This is a genomic window from Rhodopseudomonas pseudopalustris, from assembly GCF_900110435.1.
In the GTDB taxonomy this organism is placed as follows: domain Bacteria; phylum Pseudomonadota; class Alphaproteobacteria; order Rhizobiales; family Xanthobacteraceae; genus Rhodopseudomonas; species Rhodopseudomonas pseudopalustris.
This window is the reverse complement of sequence record NZ_FODT01000006.1, coordinates 137,373-152,654: the sequence shown is the minus strand read 5'-3', so window position 1 is coordinate 152,654 and position 15,282 is coordinate 137,373. Positions and strand designations below refer to the sequence as shown.

Genomic DNA, 15,282 nt, shown 5'->3' with positions numbered 1-15,282 from the left:
GACCGGAACGAGAATTCAGGGGCGTCAGGGTTCGATGGGCAAGATCACGGGATTTCTGGAAATCGAGCGGCACGATCGCTTCTATGCGCCGGTCGCCGAACGGGTCAGCAACTACAAGGAATTCGTCGTTCCGCTGAGCGAGAAGGACACCCGCGATCAGGCCGCGCGCTGCATGAATTGCGGCATTCCCTATTGCCACGGCACCGGCTCGGCGCAGCCGGGCGCGCCGGGCTGCCCGGTCAACAACCAGATCCCCGACTGGAACGATCTGGTCTATCAGTCCAACTGGCAGGAAGCCTCGCGCAACCTGCATTCGACCAACAACTTCCCGGAATTCACCGGCCGGATTTGTCCCGCGCCTTGCGAGGCGTCGTGCACGCTGAACATCGACGACAACCCGGTCACGATCAAAACCATCGAATGCGCGATCGTCGACCGCGCCTGGGAGAACGGCTGGCTCGCGCCCGAGATCGCCTCGGTCAAGACCGGCCAGAGCGTTGCGGTGGTCGGCTCGGGCCCCGCGGGTCTGGCTTGCGCGCAGCAGCTCGCGCGCGCCGGCCACGACGTCCATGTCTATGAGAAGCTCGCCAAGGCCGGCGGCCTGCTGCGCTACGGCATTCCCGACTTCAAGATGGAGAAGCATCTGATCGACCGCCGCGTCGCGCAGATGGAAGCCGAGGGCGTCACCTTCCACTACAATTCGCCGGTCGGCGGCAGCGCCGCGGGCGCGGTCGATCCGGCCGAACTCCTCAAGACCTATGACGCCGTCGCGTTGACCGGCGGCGCCGAGGCGCCGCGCGATCTGCCGATCCCGGGCCGCGACCTTGCCGGCATTCATTTCGCGATGGACTTCCTCACCCAGCAGAACCGCCGCGTCTCCGGCGAAGCGGTGAGCGGCGATGATATCCTGGCCACCGGCAAGAACGTGGTGGTGATCGGCGGCGGCGACACCGGCTCGGACTGCATCGGCACGTCGATCCGTCAGGGCGCGAAGTCGGTGACCCAGATCGAGATCATGGCCGCGCCGCCGGAGAAGGAAGACAAGGCTCTCACCTGGCCGAACTGGCCGATGAAGATGCGCACCTCGTCGAGCCAGGCCGAAGGCGCGGATCGCGAATTCGCGGTGCTGACGCAGAGCTTCGCGGGCGAAAACGGCGCGGTGAAGCAGCTCAATTGCGTCCGCGTCGACGCCAAGTTCCAGCCGATCCCCGGCACCGAATTCGTGCTGGAAGCCGACCTCGTGCTGCTGGCGATGGGCTTCGTCTCGCCGGTGAAAGAGGGGCTGCTCGCCTCGCTCGGCGTCGCGCTGGACCCGCGCGGCAATGTCAGCGCCGACCTGTCCCACTTCACCACCTCGATCGACAAGGTGTTCGCCGCCGGCGACATGCGCCGCGGCCAGTCGCTGGTGGTTTGGGCGATCCGCGAAGGCCGCCTCTGCGCCCGGGCGATCGATCAGTTTCTGATGGGCAGCACGACGCTGCCGAAGTAACGGCGCAGCGCTACACCGCCGCGTTCTTCAGCCCGAACGCGCAGGCGTCGCGGCACAGCACCGGCGAGACCATCGCGGTCAGTTTCGCCGCGGCCTCGTCGACGCTCAGCCCCGCGGTGTCGAGCACGCCGGAGGCGCGGGCGTAGAGCGGTTCGCGGCTCTGCAGGATGGTTCGCAGCTCCTGCATCGCGGCGCGATCGTCGGCCATCGGCCGCAGATCGCCCTGGCCGCGCACCCGCGCCATATGCTCCTCGGGGTCGGCCTTCAGCCAGATCGTGTAGAACGACGACAGGATCTGATCGAAGCTGATCGCCTCGGAGACGATGCCGCCGCCGGTCGCCAGCACCATCAGTTCCTTGCGCGCCAGCAATTGCGTCAGCGCCGCCTGCTCCATCCGGCGGAAACCTTCCTGGCCGTACAGCGCGATGATCTCGGCGACCGACAGGCCGTTCTGCTGCTCGATTTCCTTGTTCAGCTCGACGAACGACCAGCCGATCTTGTCGGCGAGCATTCGCCCGAGCGTCGACTTGCCGGCGCCGCGCAGCCCGATCAGCGCGATGCCGTGCAGCGCCTGGGCGCGCCGCGCGCCGGCGCCGAGCCGGCCCATGCCGGACAGCACGTCCTTGGCATGTGCGATCTGCACCGGCGTGGCGCGGCGGACCAGATCGCGGATCACCGGCCAGTCGATCGACGGGTCGCTGTTGGGGAGCAGATCCTCCAGCGGCGTCGCGAGCGCGTCGGACACCCGGCGCAGCAGGATGATCGAAACGTTGCCTTTGCCGCTCTCGAGCTGTGCGATGTAGCGTTCGGAAATCCCCGACACTTTCGCCAGCACCTTGCGCGACATGCCGCGCAGTCCGCGCAGCGTGCGGACGCGCTGCCCGAGCTCCAGCAGGAAGCCGGCATCGGATTCGGCAGATTCTGTCATTTCCAAAAGGGCGCTCATGATGTCGCGCGGAATCATAATGCCGCAGAGGATTGACAGCAACCCGGTCCGGTGGCTTGCTATGAATTATAATTCTTAAAGAACGAGAATTCCAAGGAAACACAGGGAGGTCGCCATGGCCAGTGGCGCTGCCGGACAATGCACGGCATGACCCGGGCAGGGTCGTATAATGCGGTGAGCTGGCTGCTCGACCGCAATGTCGCCGAAGGGCGCGGCGACAAGCTCGCCTATACGGACACCGTTTCCGAGCTGACCTATCGGGCGCTGCAGCGCGAGACTTGCCGTGCCGCCAATCTGCTGCGTCGCCTCGGCGTGCGCCGCGAGGAGCGGGTGGCGATGATCATGCTCGACACGATCGATTTTCCGATCGTGTTTCTCGGCGCGATCCGCGCCGGCGTGGTGCCGGTGCCGCTCAACACCCTGCTGACCGCAGAGCAATACGCCTATGTGCTGGCAGATTGCCGGGCGCGGGTGCTGTTCGTTTCGGATGCGCTGGTTCCGGTGGTGAAGGACATCATCGCCCGGCTGCCGGAGCTGACGCATGTCGTGGTGTCGGGCGGCGATGCGCACGGCCATCTCAAGCTCGCCGACGAACTCGCGCAGGAGAGCGACGCGTTCGAGACCGCCGCGACCCATGCCGAGGAGCCGGCGTTCTGGCTGTATTCCTCGGGCTCGACCGGAATGCCCAAGGGCGTCCGGCATCTGCACGCGAACCTTGCCGCCACCGCCGAGACCTACGCCAGGCAGCTCCTCGGCATCCGCGAGGACGACGTCGTGCTGTCGGCGGCGAAGCTGTTCTTCGCCTATGGGCTGGGCAACTCGCTGACCTTCCCGCTGTCGGTCGGCGCCACCACCGTGCTGAATGCGGAGCGGCCGACCCCCGCGGTCGTCTTCAAGCTGATGCAGCGCACTCATCCGACGATCTTTTGCGGCGTCCCGACGCTGTTCGCGGCGATGCTCAATGATCCGGCGCTGAAGACCGATACCGCCGGCAATCGCCTGCGCATCTGCACCTCGGCCGGCGAGGCGCTGCCGGAATCGGTGGGGCTGGCTTGGAAAGCGCGGTTCGGCGCCGACATTCTCGACGGCGTCGGCTCGACCGAGTTGCTGCACATCTTCCTGTCCAACGCGCCCGGCGACATCCAGTACGGCACGTCAGGCCGTCCGGTGCCGGGCTACAAGGTGCGGCTGGTCAATGAAGCGGGCGCGGACGTTGCCGACGGCGAAGTCGGCGAGCTTCTGGTCGACGCGCCGTCCGCCGGCGAGGGCTACTGGAATCAGCGCAGCAAGAGCCGCGCGACGTTCGAGGGCAACTGGACCCGCACCGGCGACAAATACATTCGCGACGCCAATGGTCGCTACACCTTCTGCGGCCGCGCCGACGACATGTTCAAGGTGTCGGGCATCTGGGTGTCGCCGTTCGAGGTCGAGAGCGCGCTGATCACTCACCCTGCTGTGCTCGAAGCTGCGGTAGTGCCGGACGCCGATTTCGACGGGCTGCTGAAGCCGCGCGCCTATGTGGTCCTGCGCGACGGCGTCGTCGCCGACGGCCTGTTCGAGCAACTCAAGGATCACGTCAAGCACAAGGTCGGGCCGTGGAAATATCCGCGTTGGATCGAGGTGGTGCCCAGCCTGCCGAAAACCGCCACCGGCAAGATCCAGCGCTTCAAGCTGCGCGAGGGCGCCTCAGGATGACGATTCGTTCCAAGCGGTTAGTCAGCGAAAGGGCGTCGTCATGACGTCCCTCTTGTCCACTGGCCATCTCACCATCGGCGACGACCAGCTCGAATATCGCATGATCGGCGCGTCGCCTGCCGACTCGCCGACGCTGGTGTTGTTGCATGAAGGGCTCGGCAGCGTCGGGCTGTGGGGCGATTTTCCGGACAGGCTCGCGGCGGCGACAGGCGCAGGCGTCTTCGTGTATTCGCGCGCCGGCTACGGCGGCTCGAGCCCGGCGAAGCTGCCGCGGCCGCTCGACTACATGCATCGCGAAGCGCTCGACGTGCTGCCGCAACTCCTCGACGCGATCGGATTTCGCAGGGGGCTCCTCGTCGGGCATTCGGACGGCGCCTCGATCGCGACGATCTATGCGGGCGGCGTGCCGGATCACCGCATCCGCGGCGTCACGCTGATCGCGCCGCATTTCATCGTCGAGGATGTTTCGGTCGAATCCATCGCCGCTATCAAGACTGCCTATGAGAGCACCGAGCTGCGCGCCAAGCTGGCGCGCTGGCACAGCGATGTCGACAACGCCTTCTACGGCTGGAACGGCGCCTGGCTCGATCCGGCGTTCCGCGCCTGGGATATCTCCGATCACCTCGCTTACATCCGCGTGCCGGTGCAGATCGTGCAGGGCGCGGACGACCAGTACGGCACGTCGAGGCAGATCGCGATCGCCGAGGCCGAGTGTTACTGCCCGGTCGAGCCGCTGATCATCCCCGGCGCCGGACACTCGCCGCATCGCGAGGCGGCCGAGGCGACGCTGCGCGCCGTCGCCGATTTCGCCGACCGCATTCTCAACGCGCACGGCGAAGCAGCGCATGGGCAGGCCGCTTGAGCCGGATCGAAAAGCTGCAACAAAATGCAGAATTATAGCCGTGAGCGCTGGACGCGTCGGAGATTGTGCATTATATTGCAGATTAACCGATAAAGGATAAGGGGTGAACATGGCCGGGGAGGATCGCGTTCTTGCCAACGGAGCGAGCCGGATCGACTTTCAAACCGATCCGTCGCGCTATCGGCACTGGACCCTCGCGGTCGACGGCGACGTCGCGACGCTCACCATGGATGTCGACGAGAATGGCGGCCTGTTCGAGGGCTATCAGCTCAAGCTGAATTCCTATGACCTCGGTGTCGACATCGAGCTTGCCGACGCGATGCAGCGGCTGCGTTTCGAGCACCCGCAGGTGAAGGTCATCCTGCTGCGCTCCGGCAAGAACCGGGTGTTCTGCGCCGGCGCCAATATCCGGATGCTGGCCGGCGCGACCCATGCCCACAAGGTCAATTTCTGCAAATTCACCAACGAGACCCGCAACGGCTTCGAGGATTCCTCCGAACATTCCGGTCAGCGCACCATCGCGGTGATCAACGGCACCGCGGCCGGCGGCGGCTACGAATTGGCGCTCGCCGCCGATCACATCATCATGGCCGACGACGGCGCCGCGGCCGTGGCACTGCCGGAAGTGCCGCTGCTGGCGGTGCTGCCCGGCACCGGCGGGCTGACGCGGGTGGTCGACAAGCGCAAGGTGCGGCGCGACCGCGCCGACTTCTTCTGCACCATCGAGGAAGGCATCAAGGGCAAGCGCGCGGTGCAGTGGCGCCTCGTCGACGAGATCGCCCCGAACAGCAAGCTCGAAGCCAGGATCGCCGAGCGCGCGCAGCAATTCGCCGCGTCGTCCTCCCGCAATGGCGGCGGCAAGGGCATCGCGCTGACGCAGCTTCCGCGCAGCTTCGACGAGGCGGGCGTGCGCTATCAATTCGTCGGCGTCGATATCGACCGAGCGGCGCGGATCGCGACGATCTCGATCGCGGGCCCGCAATCCGGTCCTCCTGCCGATATCGACGGTCTGATCGCACAAGGCGCGTCGACCTGGTCACTGCAGGCCGCGCGCGAACTCGACGACGCCATCCTGCATCTGCGGATCAACGAACTCGGCATTGCGATGCTGGTGTTCAAGTCGCACGGCGACAGCGACCTGGTGCTGGCGCACGACGCCTTCCTGGAAGCCAACACGGCGCATTGGCTGGTCAACGAGATCCGGCACTACTGGAAGCGCGTGTTGAAGCGGATCGACGTCACCTCGCGCACGCTGGTGACGCTGGTCGAGCCGGGCTCGTGCTTCGCCGGTACGCTGGCCGAACTCGTATTCGCTGCCGACCGCTCCTACATGCTGATCGGCGCCCGGCAGGGCGACAACCGCGCCGCGCCGCAGTTGACGCTGAGCGCGATGAATTTCGGTCCCTATCCGATGAGTCACGGCCTGACGCGGCTGCAGTCGCGCTTCCAGGCCGATGCCGATGAGCTTGTCCAGGCGCAGGCGAAAATCGGCGAGCCGCTGGATGCCGAGGCCGCCGACGAACTCGGCCTCGTCACCTTCGCGCTCGACGACATCGACTGGGACGATGAGGTTCGCGTCTTCCTCGAGGAACGCGCCAGCTTCTCGCCCGACAGCCTCACCGGCATGGAAGCCAATCTGCGCTTCGTCGGCCCCGAAACGATGGAATCCAAGATCTTCTCGCGCCTCACCGCATGGCAGAACTGGATATTCCAGCGCCCCAACGCCGTCGGCGAAGACGGTGCGCTGCGCCGCTACGGCACCGGTCAGAAGGCGCAATTCGACATGACGCGGGTGTGAGCCGCACCCGCACCGTCATCCTTCGAGGCGCGTAACAACGCGCACCCCGGATCAAGTCCGGGGCAAGCTCTCAGGATGACGGCGAATTCAACGACACGAGACCCAACCGGGAGCCACGCCATGAACATCATGAACGTCGACTACTCGACCAAGATTCCGAACAATGTCGATCTTGCGTCCGATCGCCAGGTGCTCAAGGCACTGGAAGGCTGGCACCCGGGCTATATCGACTGGTGGAACGACATGGGTCCCGAGGGCTTCCAGCAGTCGCTGGTGTATTTGCGCACGGCGTATTCGGTCGATCCGCGCGGCTGGGCCAAGTTCGACTACGTCAAGATGCCGGACTATCGCTGGGGCGTGCTGCTGGCGCCACAGGAGGATAACCGCACGATTCCGTTCGGCGAGCATTACGGCGAGCCGGCGTGGCAGGAAGTCCCCGGCGAGTATCGCGCGATGCTGCGCCGGCTGATCGTGATCCAGGGCGACACCGAGCCCGCTTCCGTGGAGCAGCAGCGCCATCTCGGCAAGACCGCGCCGTCGCTCTACGACATGCGCAACCTGTTCCAGGTCAATGTCGAGGAAGGCCGCCATCTCTGGGCGATGGTGTATCTGCTGCAGAAATATTTCGGCCGCGACGGCCGCGAGGAGGCCGACGATCTGTTGCGCCGCCGCTCCGGCGACGCCGATTCGCCGCGGATGCTCGGCGCCTTCAACGAAGCGACGCCGGACTGGCTGTCGTTCTTCATGTTCACTTATTTCACCGACCGCGACGGCAAGATGCAGCTGCACTCGTTGGCGCAGTCGGGCTTCGATCCCTTGTCGCGCACCTGCCGCTTCATGCTGACCGAGGAAGCGCACCACATGTTCGTCGGCGAGACCGGCATCAGCCGGATCGTCCAGCGCACCTGCGAGGCGATGCGGGACGCCGGCATTTCGGATCCGACCGACATCGCCAAGGTGCGCGCGCTCGGCGTGATTGATCTGCCGACGATCCAGAAGAAGCTCAACCTGCACTACACGCTGTCGCTCGATCTGTTCGGCTCGGAGGTTTCGACCAACGCCGCCAACGCCTTCAACGCCGGCATCAAGGGCCGCTATCACGAGACCCAGATCGAGGATGACCACCGGCTCACCAGCGCCACCTATCCGGTGCTGAAGCTGGTCGACGGCGTGATCAAGCGCGTCGACGAGCCGGCGCTGACTGCGCTCAACATGCGGCTGCGCGACGATTACAGCCAGGACTGCGTCAAGGGCCTGCTGCGCTGGAACAAGGTGATCACGACCGCCGGCTACGACTTCCAGCTGGCGCTGCCGCACGTCGCCTTCCACCGCGCGATCGGCGAGTTCAAGGGCGTCCACGCCACGCCCGAAGGGCTCCTGATCGATGGCGCGACCTGGGCCAGGCGCAAGGACGACTGGCTGCCATCGACCGACGATGGCGACTTCATCGCCAGCCTGATGCAGCCGGTCAGCGACCCCGGCGCCTACGCCCCCTGGATCGCCGCTCCCAAGGTCGGTATCGACAACAAGCCGGGCGATTTCGAGTATGTGAAGATCGAAACCTGAGCGGGCGGGCGGTTACGGAGTCACTGCCCGCGAGCCCCCACCCCAGCCCTCCCCCGCAAGCGGGAGAGGGGGCAGGCCGCGGCCGGGGCAGATGCCTTGCTCAGTCCTGATGTAGTTGAACGACCCTTCGACGCCGTCAGCGCGCTCCCTCCCCCGCTTGCGGGGGAGGGTTGGGGTGAGGGCGACGCGGGTACGTTCCTATCGATTCCGGGTTCGCGCTTCGCGCGCCCCGGAATGACGGATGCTCCCGAAACTCACGCCCAGCTATCGCCCGTGAAGCCGGGATTGGCGTAGACCACGCCGCCGTCGACCGCGATGGTGGCGCCGACGACGTAGTCGCCGGCGCGCGACGCCAGATAGATCGCGGTGCCCGCCATGTCCTCGTCGGTTCCGATCCGGCCCGAAGGCACGCGCTTCGCCACTGCGTCGGCTTCGTCGCGTGCGGCCTTGTTCATGTCGGAGGCAAACGGTCCCGGCGCGATCGCGGTCACTACGATGTGGTCCTTGATCAGCCGCACCGCCATCCGTCGCGTCAGATGGATCAGGCCGGCCTTCGAGGCGGCATACGGATAGGTCTCGAGCGGGTTGACGAAGATGCCGTCGATCGAGGCGATGTTGATCACCTTGCCGGGACGCTCGGCCGTGGCCGCGGCGCGCAGCGGTCCGGCCAGCGCCTTGGTCAGGAAGAACGGCGTCTTGACGTTGAGGTCCATCACCTTGTCCCAGCCGTTCTCCGGGAATTCGTCGAAGTCGGCGGCCCAGGCGGCGCCGGCATTGTTGACGAGAATGTCGAGCTTCGGTTCGCGCGTCTTGATCTCGCTCGCCAGCATCTCGATGCCCGCCATGGTCGAGATGTCGATCGGCAGCGCGATGCATTCGCCGGGATGTTGCGCGGTCAATTCCGCCGCGGTGGCCTCGCAGGCGGCGGCCTTGCGGGCGGTGATGTAGACCCGCGCCGCGCCGTAAGCGAGGAAACCGGACGCGATCATCTTGCCGATGCCGCGCGAACCGCCGGTCACCACTGCGACCCGCCCTTGCAGCGAAAACAGATCCTTGAACATGCAACCTCCCGTTGTTTGCTGAAATGTTTGCGGTGCCGCCAGGGGCGAGTCAAGGCGAGCCGCCGCAGCACGGGTACGGATCGCGAAGCTCAGCGGCGCGCAGACGCAACGCGCGGACGTCCTTCTCCGCACGCGCGGAAACGGCGAACGTCGTTCTTCGAAACTGATACTACGCTGATGAGGCGGCTTTCGCCCGGCGTCACGCCGCGTCGACGCGGCGGAATCCGTTCCACATTGCGGTCGCGGCGCCGGATGTCAGCACCGGCAGAATGCGGTCGTCCTGGTAGTTGCCGTTGAGCGAGACCCGCGGCAGTGCGGTGAGGTGATCGGCGACGCCGGAAAACAGCATTCCGGGCCGCGTCGTCACCGCCGTCTTGTAGCCCGCCTGCCGCGCCAGCTCGTATTCACGCGGCCCCGCGGCGGCGCGGTCGCCATACGGATAAGCGAGATGCGCGACCGCGCGCTGCAGATGCGATTCGATTCGGACGCGGCTGATCGACAATTCGTGCGCCGCCAGCGCGTCGCGCTGCTTGGCGAGAATGCAATGGGTGATGCTGTGGGCGCCGATCGTCACCAGCGGATGCCTGGCGAACGGCTGCAACTCGTTCCACGACAGGCAAAGCTCGCGGCATGCGGCGGTTTCGTCGATGCCGTAGCGGGCGCATAGCGCGCTCATCGCGCGCGGCAGATCGTCGCTCTCGGGCAGGTCGCGCAGCAGATCGTGCAGCCGGTCGAACGCATCCTGCTTGGCCTCGGGCGTGCGCGCATCGATCCTGACCGCGACGCCGCCGATCTCGGCTTCGATCGTGTCGTGTCGCGCGATCAGCCGCTCGAGGGTGATCCACCACAGCCGTCCGGTGCCCTGGGCAAAATCGCTGGCGACGAAGACGGTGAACGGGGCCTGGAATTCCTCGAACACCGGCAGCGCGAAATCGCGATTGTCGCGATAGCCGTCGTCGAGCGTGATGCAGGCGAACCGGCGTCCGAAATCCCGCGCCGTCAGCCTGCGGTGCAGTTCGTCCAAAGTAATAATGTCGATGTTCTGGGCGCGCAGATGTCGCAGCGTTGCCCGAAGGAACTCGGGCGTGACCTCGAGGTGGCGGTTCGGCCGGAACGCGCCATCCTGCGCGGGCCTCACATTGTGCAGCATGAAGATCGTCCCGATCCCGGAAAAGATCGGACGCAGGACGTGATAGGCGCCGGTAAAATACAGAGCATCGAGCCCGGCACGGATGATGTTGTGACGAAGCTGCTTCATCGGGCTGCGGGCTGGTTCATGTCGGGTTAAAGCTAGCGCCACACGTTTGAAGAAACGGTTATTGCGCACTGCCGTGTTGGTTGATTTTCCCTTTTTGCGTTTGACAGCCCTCCAACGGTTTGATTTCTCTCTGCTTCTGATCCACGGGAAGCGGAATGCGCGGACTTTTCAGATCGAGCGGCCAGTGGTGGCGCGGCGCCATCATTCTTATCGCTCTATGGGCGATCGCGGCGTGGACCACCACGCCGGCCGTGGAAGCCGATGTCGCCGAGCGGTCCGCCGCAGCGCTCAAGAGTACGGTGCTGGACAAGACCCGGCTGACGGCAGCCGGTCGCGACATTGCATTCTCTGCCGATGCGTTCTCCGAAGAGGGCCGCCGCAGCGCGGTCGCCGCGGTCGAAAGCGTCCCTGGCGTCCGGCTGGTGGTCGACCAGACCCGGCTGGTTCCGCTGGCGTCGCCATTCGTCTGGTCGGTCGAGCGTGATGTGGTTCGCGTGACGCTCGGCGGCAGTGCTCCACTGCCGGCCAGCAAGGCGAGGCTAGCCGAAGCGGCCCGCAACGAAGTCAGCGGCGTCGAGGTTGTCGATCAGATAAGCCTCGCGCGCGGCGCACCCTCTCGTTTCGACGCCACCGCACTGCTGCTGGTCGATCAGATCGGCAAGCTCAAGGAAGGCAAGATTACGCTGTCCGACACCAAGATCAGCCTGTCCGGCATGGCGCGCGATCTCGGCGGCCGCGAAGCCATCGCCGCGGCGCTGAGGAATCTGCCGGAGGGCTATTCGGTCGCCGAGAACGACATCAAGGCCCCGCCTTACGTGTTCCAGGCCAACAAGGATCCGGTTGCGTCGACGCTGACGCTGACCGGCTACGTTCCCGACAACGCCGTCCATGCCGTGTTGGCGGACACCGCCGGCCAAAAATTCTTCAGCGAGAAGGTGGTCGACAACCTCAAGGCCAGCATCGGCGCGCCGCAGGGCTTCGCAAATGCCGTCAAACCGGCGCTGGGCGCGCTGTCGCGGCTTTCGACCGGCACCCTGATCGTGTCGGATCGCGAGGTGCGTCTGTCCGGCGATGCGCTGTTCGAGGCGGCGGTCAGTCAGATCCGGTCCGAACTGAACAAGGACATGCCGCAAGGATGGACCGTCAAGGCCGACCTCTCGGTCAAGCCGGCGGCGTCGCCGGTCGACGCGACGGTCTGCCAGCAATTGTTCAACGACCTGCTCGGCAAGAGCACTGTGCGCTTCGACTCCGCCAGCGCCAGCATCGACAAGGACTCCGCCGGCCTGCTCGACCGGCTGATCGAGACCGCGATGCGTTGCCCCGGCGCCGCCATCGAGGTGGCGGGACACACCGATAGCGCCGGCGAGGCCGGCTCCAACCAGGCGCTTTCGGAACGTCGGGCGCGGGCGGTGGTCGACTATATGGTGAGGGCCGGCCTGTCGCCGGAGCGTTTCCGGGCTTTCGGCTATGGCAGCAAGATCCCGCTCGAAGGGAACGAGACCGACGCTGGCAAGGCGAAAAATCGCCGCATCGATTTCATGATCAGGTGACGGCATGATGGCGTTGGCAAACTTCTACTGGGGCTGGCTGCTGGGATCGCTGCTGCTGGGATTCGCCGCGGGCTGGATTTCGGTGGTGCAACGCGGCACAGGCCTCTCGAACAACGCCGCAATGGGGATCGGCGGGGTGGCGGCGGTGCTGGTCGGCCTGTCGCTCGCCCGGATCGTTCCCGGTCGCGCCGGTTACTGGCTCGATCTTTTCCTCGTCATGATTGCCGCCTATCTGGTGGGGTGTGCGATCGGGTCCTGGCTGCGCTACTGGGTTGTCGCGCGGCAGATGCAGGGGAGCTGAGCTCCCCGCAACGGCGTCCGGCGCGGTTCGCCTGGCGTGAAACTGCTGCGAATGGTCTCAGGTGATGAAACCTGTTGGCTCGACCCGATTTGAACCGAAGGAGCGGGATTGGCGGTATCGTACGAATTCCATCCAGCCCGGAAACAAGCTACCAAAGCTTTCTGGCCACGGTCCGGTGACGGCTGTCGTGATACCGGTCCCGATGTCCCAGGCAGTGGAGAGGGATTTGAGGTTTAGATGGTGGCCGCAATCGGCAGGGTGATCGCGCATCTGCGCGAGAAGCAAATCCTGCACAAGCTCGGTGTTGCGATCAGCATCGCGGTCATCGCGGCCGCTTGTTACGTTCTCTTCCATCTGCTGCGCGGCATCGATGTCGACAAGGTGCTCGAGGCGATCCGCCAGACCGAACCGCGGCTGATCGGGCTTGCCGCGCTGTTCGTCGCCGCCGGTTACTTTACCCTGACCTTTTACGACCTCTTCGCGTTGCGGACGATCGGCCGCAACGACGTGCCGTATCATATCGCCGCGCTTGCCGCCTTCACCAGCTATTCGATCGGTCACAATGTCGGCGCCAGCGTCTTTACCGGCGGCGCGGTCCGTTACCGGATCTATTCGGCCTGGGGCCTCGACGGCATCGACGTCGCCAAGATCTGCTTTCTCGCCGGCCTGACCTTCTGGCTCGGCAACGCGGCGGTGCTCGGGATGGGCATCGCCTATCATCCGGAAGCCGCGTCCTCGATCGACCAGCTGCCGCCCTGGCTCAACCGGGTGCTGGCGCTGGTCATCCTCGCCGGCCTGATGGTCTATGTGATCTGGATGTCGATCAAGCCGCGCAGCGTCGGCCGCGGCACCTGGACAGTCGAACTGCCGGGCGGGCCGCTGACGATGCTGCAGATCGGAATCGGCATCATCGATCTCGGCTTCTGCGCGCTGGCGATGTACGTGCTGGTGCCCGACGAGCCCAATCTCGGTTTCGTGGTCGTGGCGGTGATCTTCGTGTCGGCGACTCTGCTCGGCTTCGCCAGCCATTCCCCCGGCGGCCTCGGCGTGTTCGACGCCGCGATGCTGGTCGGGCTGTGGCAGATGGACAAGGAAGCTCTGCTGGCCGGGATGCTGCTGTTCCGCCTGCTTTATTACATCGTGCCGTTCATGCTCTCGGTGATTATTCTCGCCATCCGCGAAATCGTTCTCGGGGCGCGGTTGAAACGGATGCACCGGCTCGCCGACGCGCTCGACCCGAAGCCGATCCGACAGGATCCCACCCCAGGCTAGCCATGATCGCCCAGGCGCCCGACGAGCAAGCCCGCCACGCCGGACCGCTGGTCCCGTCGACGGACAACACCCCCGCGCCGATCGCCTCGCCATGGGCGGACCGGCTGCGTCATGCCGCGATCATTCTGCTCGCGGCGGCGATCGCGCTGGTCGCACTGGCCGCTTTCGGCGAAATCTCGGGCGCCGCTGCCGGCGCCGTGTTCGTCTGCATCGCGGCGGCGTCGCTGGTGCCGTGGCGGCTGCACAGCACCGTCAGCGCGCGTGAGGAAACCCACGGCGTCAGCCCGGTCGAGACGCCGGTGGTGCGCGCGATCGTCGCCGGGATGCCCGATCCCGCGGTGCTGCTCGATCGTGCCGGTCGGGTGCTGCATCTCAACGATGCGGCCGAGCAGATCGCGCCGGCGCTCCGCGTCCGCGAACTGGCGCAGTTCGCGCTGCGCAATCCGGAGATCGTCACCGCGTTGCGCGAGGCGATCGCCACCGCCGAGCCGCGCCGGGTCAGCTATCTCGATCACGCGCCGATCGAGCGCTGGATGGAGTTGATCATCACCCCGGTGCAGGTGCCGACCGCGTTCGATGGCACCGACCAGTGCATGTTGATGACCTTCCACGATCTCACGCCGCTGCGCCGCGTCGAGGAGATGCGCGTCGATTTCGTCGCCAATGCGAGTCACGAGTTGCGCACCCCGCTGGCGGCGTTGTCCGGCTTCATCGACACGCTGCAGGGGCCTGCGCGCGACGACGCCAAGGCCCGCGAGCGGTTCCTCGGCATCATGCAGGCGCAGGCGACGCGGATGGCGCGGCTGATCGACGATCTGCTGTCGCTGTCGCGGGTCGAGCTGAGTGTCCATGTTCGGCCCGACACGCAGATTGATCTCGCGCCGCTGATCAAGCAGGTCGCCGACGGGCTCGAGCCGCTGGCGAAGGAACGCCAGGTGGCGATCGAGATCGAGCTGCCCGAAGCGCCTGCGGTGATCGCCGGCGATCGCGAGGAATTGCTGCGGGTGTTCGAGAACCTGATCGAGAACGCGCTGAAATACGGCGCCTCCGGCGGCCGGGTCGCGGTCTCGGTCGGCTCGGTGCCGTCATCGGATGGCGGTGTGGAGTATCGCGTCGCGGTGCGCGATTTCGGTCCCGGCATTTCCCCCGAACACCTGCCGCGACTGACCGAACGGTTCTACCGGGTCGATGTCGGCGACAGCCGTTCCCAAGGCGGTACTGGATTAGGATTATCGCTGGTGAAACATATTGTTAACCGCCATCGCGGCCGGCTTTTGATCGAAAGCGTGATGAAAAACGGGGCGACTTTCACGGTCTGTTTCCCCCCGGAAAAACCCCGGGTTCGAACCGAAAACTGATTTTAATTCAATGGGTTGACGTAGTCACACGAGTGTCATCAAACCCTCATAAAAGGTCAATCGACCGCCCCTAAAGCGGGCGGGGTAAGCGCGATCGGGCGCGATGAGCGCTTCGCTTACCAACGG

General features: G+C 65.6%; 12 protein-coding genes. 9 read left to right on the top strand and 3 right to left on the bottom strand.

Features of this window, described 5'->3' with window-relative positions; translation table 11 throughout:
- The first annotated feature begins 34 nt into the window (after positions 1–34).
- Complete coding sequence (locus tag BMY71_RS13600; RefSeq protein ID WP_092684379.1) at positions 35–1,489, top strand: glutamate synthase subunit beta; 1,455 nt, start codon at positions 35–37, stop codon at positions 1,487–1,489.
- 10 nt (positions 1,490–1,499) lie between these two features.
- Here BMY71_RS13600 and BMY71_RS13595 read toward each other — a convergent pair whose 3' ends face one another.
- Positions 1,500–2,417 (bottom strand): helix-turn-helix transcriptional regulator, encoded by a 918-nt coding sequence (locus BMY71_RS13595; protein WP_041805670.1) that lies wholly within the window; start codon positions 2,415–2,417, stop codon positions 1,500–1,502.
- A 156-nt stretch (positions 2,418–2,573) separates the two neighbouring features.
- Between BMY71_RS13595 and BMY71_RS13590 the strand changes: the two genes are divergently transcribed.
- From BMY71_RS13590 to boxB, 4 genes are all read left to right on the top strand, one after another.
- Positions 2,574–4,130, top strand: a complete 1,557-nt coding sequence (locus tag BMY71_RS13590) for a benzoate-CoA ligase family protein (protein WP_175557673.1) — start codon at positions 2,574–2,576, stop codon at positions 4,128–4,130.
- A 40-nt stretch (positions 4,131–4,170) separates the two neighbouring features.
- Positions 4,171–4,992 carry an alpha/beta fold hydrolase gene (locus tag BMY71_RS13585; protein ID WP_092684376.1) on the top strand — a complete coding sequence of 274 codons (822 nt, stop codon included), beginning with the start codon at positions 4,171–4,173 and terminating at the stop codon, positions 4,990–4,992.
- A gap of 109 nt (positions 4,993–5,101) precedes the next feature.
- Positions 5,102–6,790, top strand: coding sequence for a 2,3-epoxybenzoyl-CoA dihydrolase (gene boxC / locus BMY71_RS13580; protein WP_092684374.1), 1,689 nt, complete (start codon positions 5,102–5,104; stop codon positions 6,788–6,790).
- A gap of 129 nt (positions 6,791–6,919) precedes the next feature.
- On the top strand, positions 6,920–8,356 hold the full coding sequence (gene boxB / locus BMY71_RS13575; protein ID WP_175557678.1) for a benzoyl-CoA 2,3-epoxidase subunit BoxB: 1,437 nt from the start codon (positions 6,920–6,922) through the stop codon (positions 8,354–8,356).
- Positions 8,357–8,610: 254 nt separating this feature from the next.
- On the opposite strand, the gene BMY71_RS13570 is transcribed toward boxB, so the two are convergent.
- A complete protein-coding gene (locus BMY71_RS13570; protein WP_092684370.1) occupies positions 8,611–9,417 on the bottom strand; it encodes an SDR family oxidoreductase in 807 nt (268 codons plus the stop codon).
- Positions 9,418–9,616: 199 nt separating this feature from the next.
- On the bottom strand, positions 9,617–10,675 hold the full coding sequence (locus BMY71_RS13565; RefSeq protein WP_092684368.1) for a polysaccharide deacetylase family protein: 1,059 nt from the start codon (positions 10,673–10,675) through the stop codon (positions 9,617–9,619).
- Positions 10,676–10,830: 155 nt separating this feature from the next.
- On the opposite strand from BMY71_RS13565, the gene BMY71_RS13560 reads away from it, so the two are divergent.
- The 4 genes from BMY71_RS13560 to BMY71_RS13545 all read left to right on the top strand — a co-directional run bounded on the left by BMY71_RS13560 (position 10,831) and on the right by BMY71_RS13545 (position 15,156).
- Positions 10,831–12,225 (top strand): OmpA family protein, encoded by a 1,395-nt coding sequence (locus tag BMY71_RS13560; protein ID WP_092684366.1) that lies wholly within the window; start codon positions 10,831–10,833, stop codon positions 12,223–12,225.
- 4 nt (positions 12,226–12,229) lie between these two features.
- Positions 12,230–12,526 (top strand): hypothetical protein, encoded by a 297-nt coding sequence (locus BMY71_RS13555; RefSeq protein ID WP_041805128.1) that lies wholly within the window; start codon positions 12,230–12,232, stop codon positions 12,524–12,526.
- Between the two features lie 237 nt (positions 12,527–12,763).
- Positions 12,764–13,798, top strand: coding sequence for a lysylphosphatidylglycerol synthase domain-containing protein (locus tag BMY71_RS13550; RefSeq protein ID WP_011501309.1), 1,035 nt, complete (start codon positions 12,764–12,766; stop codon positions 13,796–13,798).
- A gap of 2 nt (positions 13,799–13,800) precedes the next feature.
- Positions 13,801–15,156, top strand: coding sequence for an ATP-binding protein (locus BMY71_RS13545; RefSeq protein WP_175557672.1), 1,356 nt, complete (start codon positions 13,801–13,803; stop codon positions 15,154–15,156).
- Positions 15,157–15,282 lie beyond the last annotated feature (126 nt).

Bases quoted from the DNA above. Each gene is read 5' to 3' on its own strand.
- BMY71_RS13555 (WP_041805128.1), top strand. From the start codon at position 12,230: ATGATGGCGTTGGCAAACTTCTACTGGGGCTGGCTGCTGGGATCGCTG.
- BMY71_RS13570 (WP_092684370.1), bottom strand. From the start codon at position 9,417: ATGTTCAAGGATCTGTTTTCGCTGCAAGGGCGGGTCGCAGTGGTGACC.
- BMY71_RS13600 (WP_092684379.1), top strand. From the start codon at position 35: ATGGGCAAGATCACGGGATTTCTGGAAATCGAGCGGCACGATCGCTTC.
- boxB (WP_175557678.1), top strand. From the start codon at position 6,920: ATGAACGTCGACTACTCGACCAAGATTCCGAACAATGTCGATCTTGCG.
- BMY71_RS13585 (WP_092684376.1), top strand. From the start codon at position 4,171: ATGACGTCCCTCTTGTCCACTGGCCATCTCACCATCGGCGACGACCAG.
- BMY71_RS13565 (WP_092684368.1), bottom strand. From the start codon at position 10,675: ATGAAGCAGCTTCGTCACAACATCATCCGTGCCGGGCTCGATGCTCTG.
- BMY71_RS13550 (WP_011501309.1), top strand. From the start codon at position 12,764: ATGGTGGCCGCAATCGGCAGGGTGATCGCGCATCTGCGCGAGAAGCAA.
- BMY71_RS13590 (WP_175557673.1), top strand. From the start codon at position 2,574: ATGCACGGCATGACCCGGGCAGGGTCGTATAATGCGGTGAGCTGGCTG.
- BMY71_RS13595 (WP_041805670.1), bottom strand. From the start codon at position 2,417: ATGACAGAATCTGCCGAATCCGATGCCGGCTTCCTGCTGGAGCTCGGG.
- BMY71_RS13560 (WP_092684366.1), top strand. From the start codon at position 10,831: ATGCGCGGACTTTTCAGATCGAGCGGCCAGTGGTGGCGCGGCGCCATC.
- boxC (WP_092684374.1), top strand. From the start codon at position 5,102: ATGGCCGGGGAGGATCGCGTTCTTGCCAACGGAGCGAGCCGGATCGAC.
- BMY71_RS13545 (WP_175557672.1), top strand. From the start codon at position 13,801: ATGATCGCCCAGGCGCCCGACGAGCAAGCCCGCCACGCCGGACCGCTG.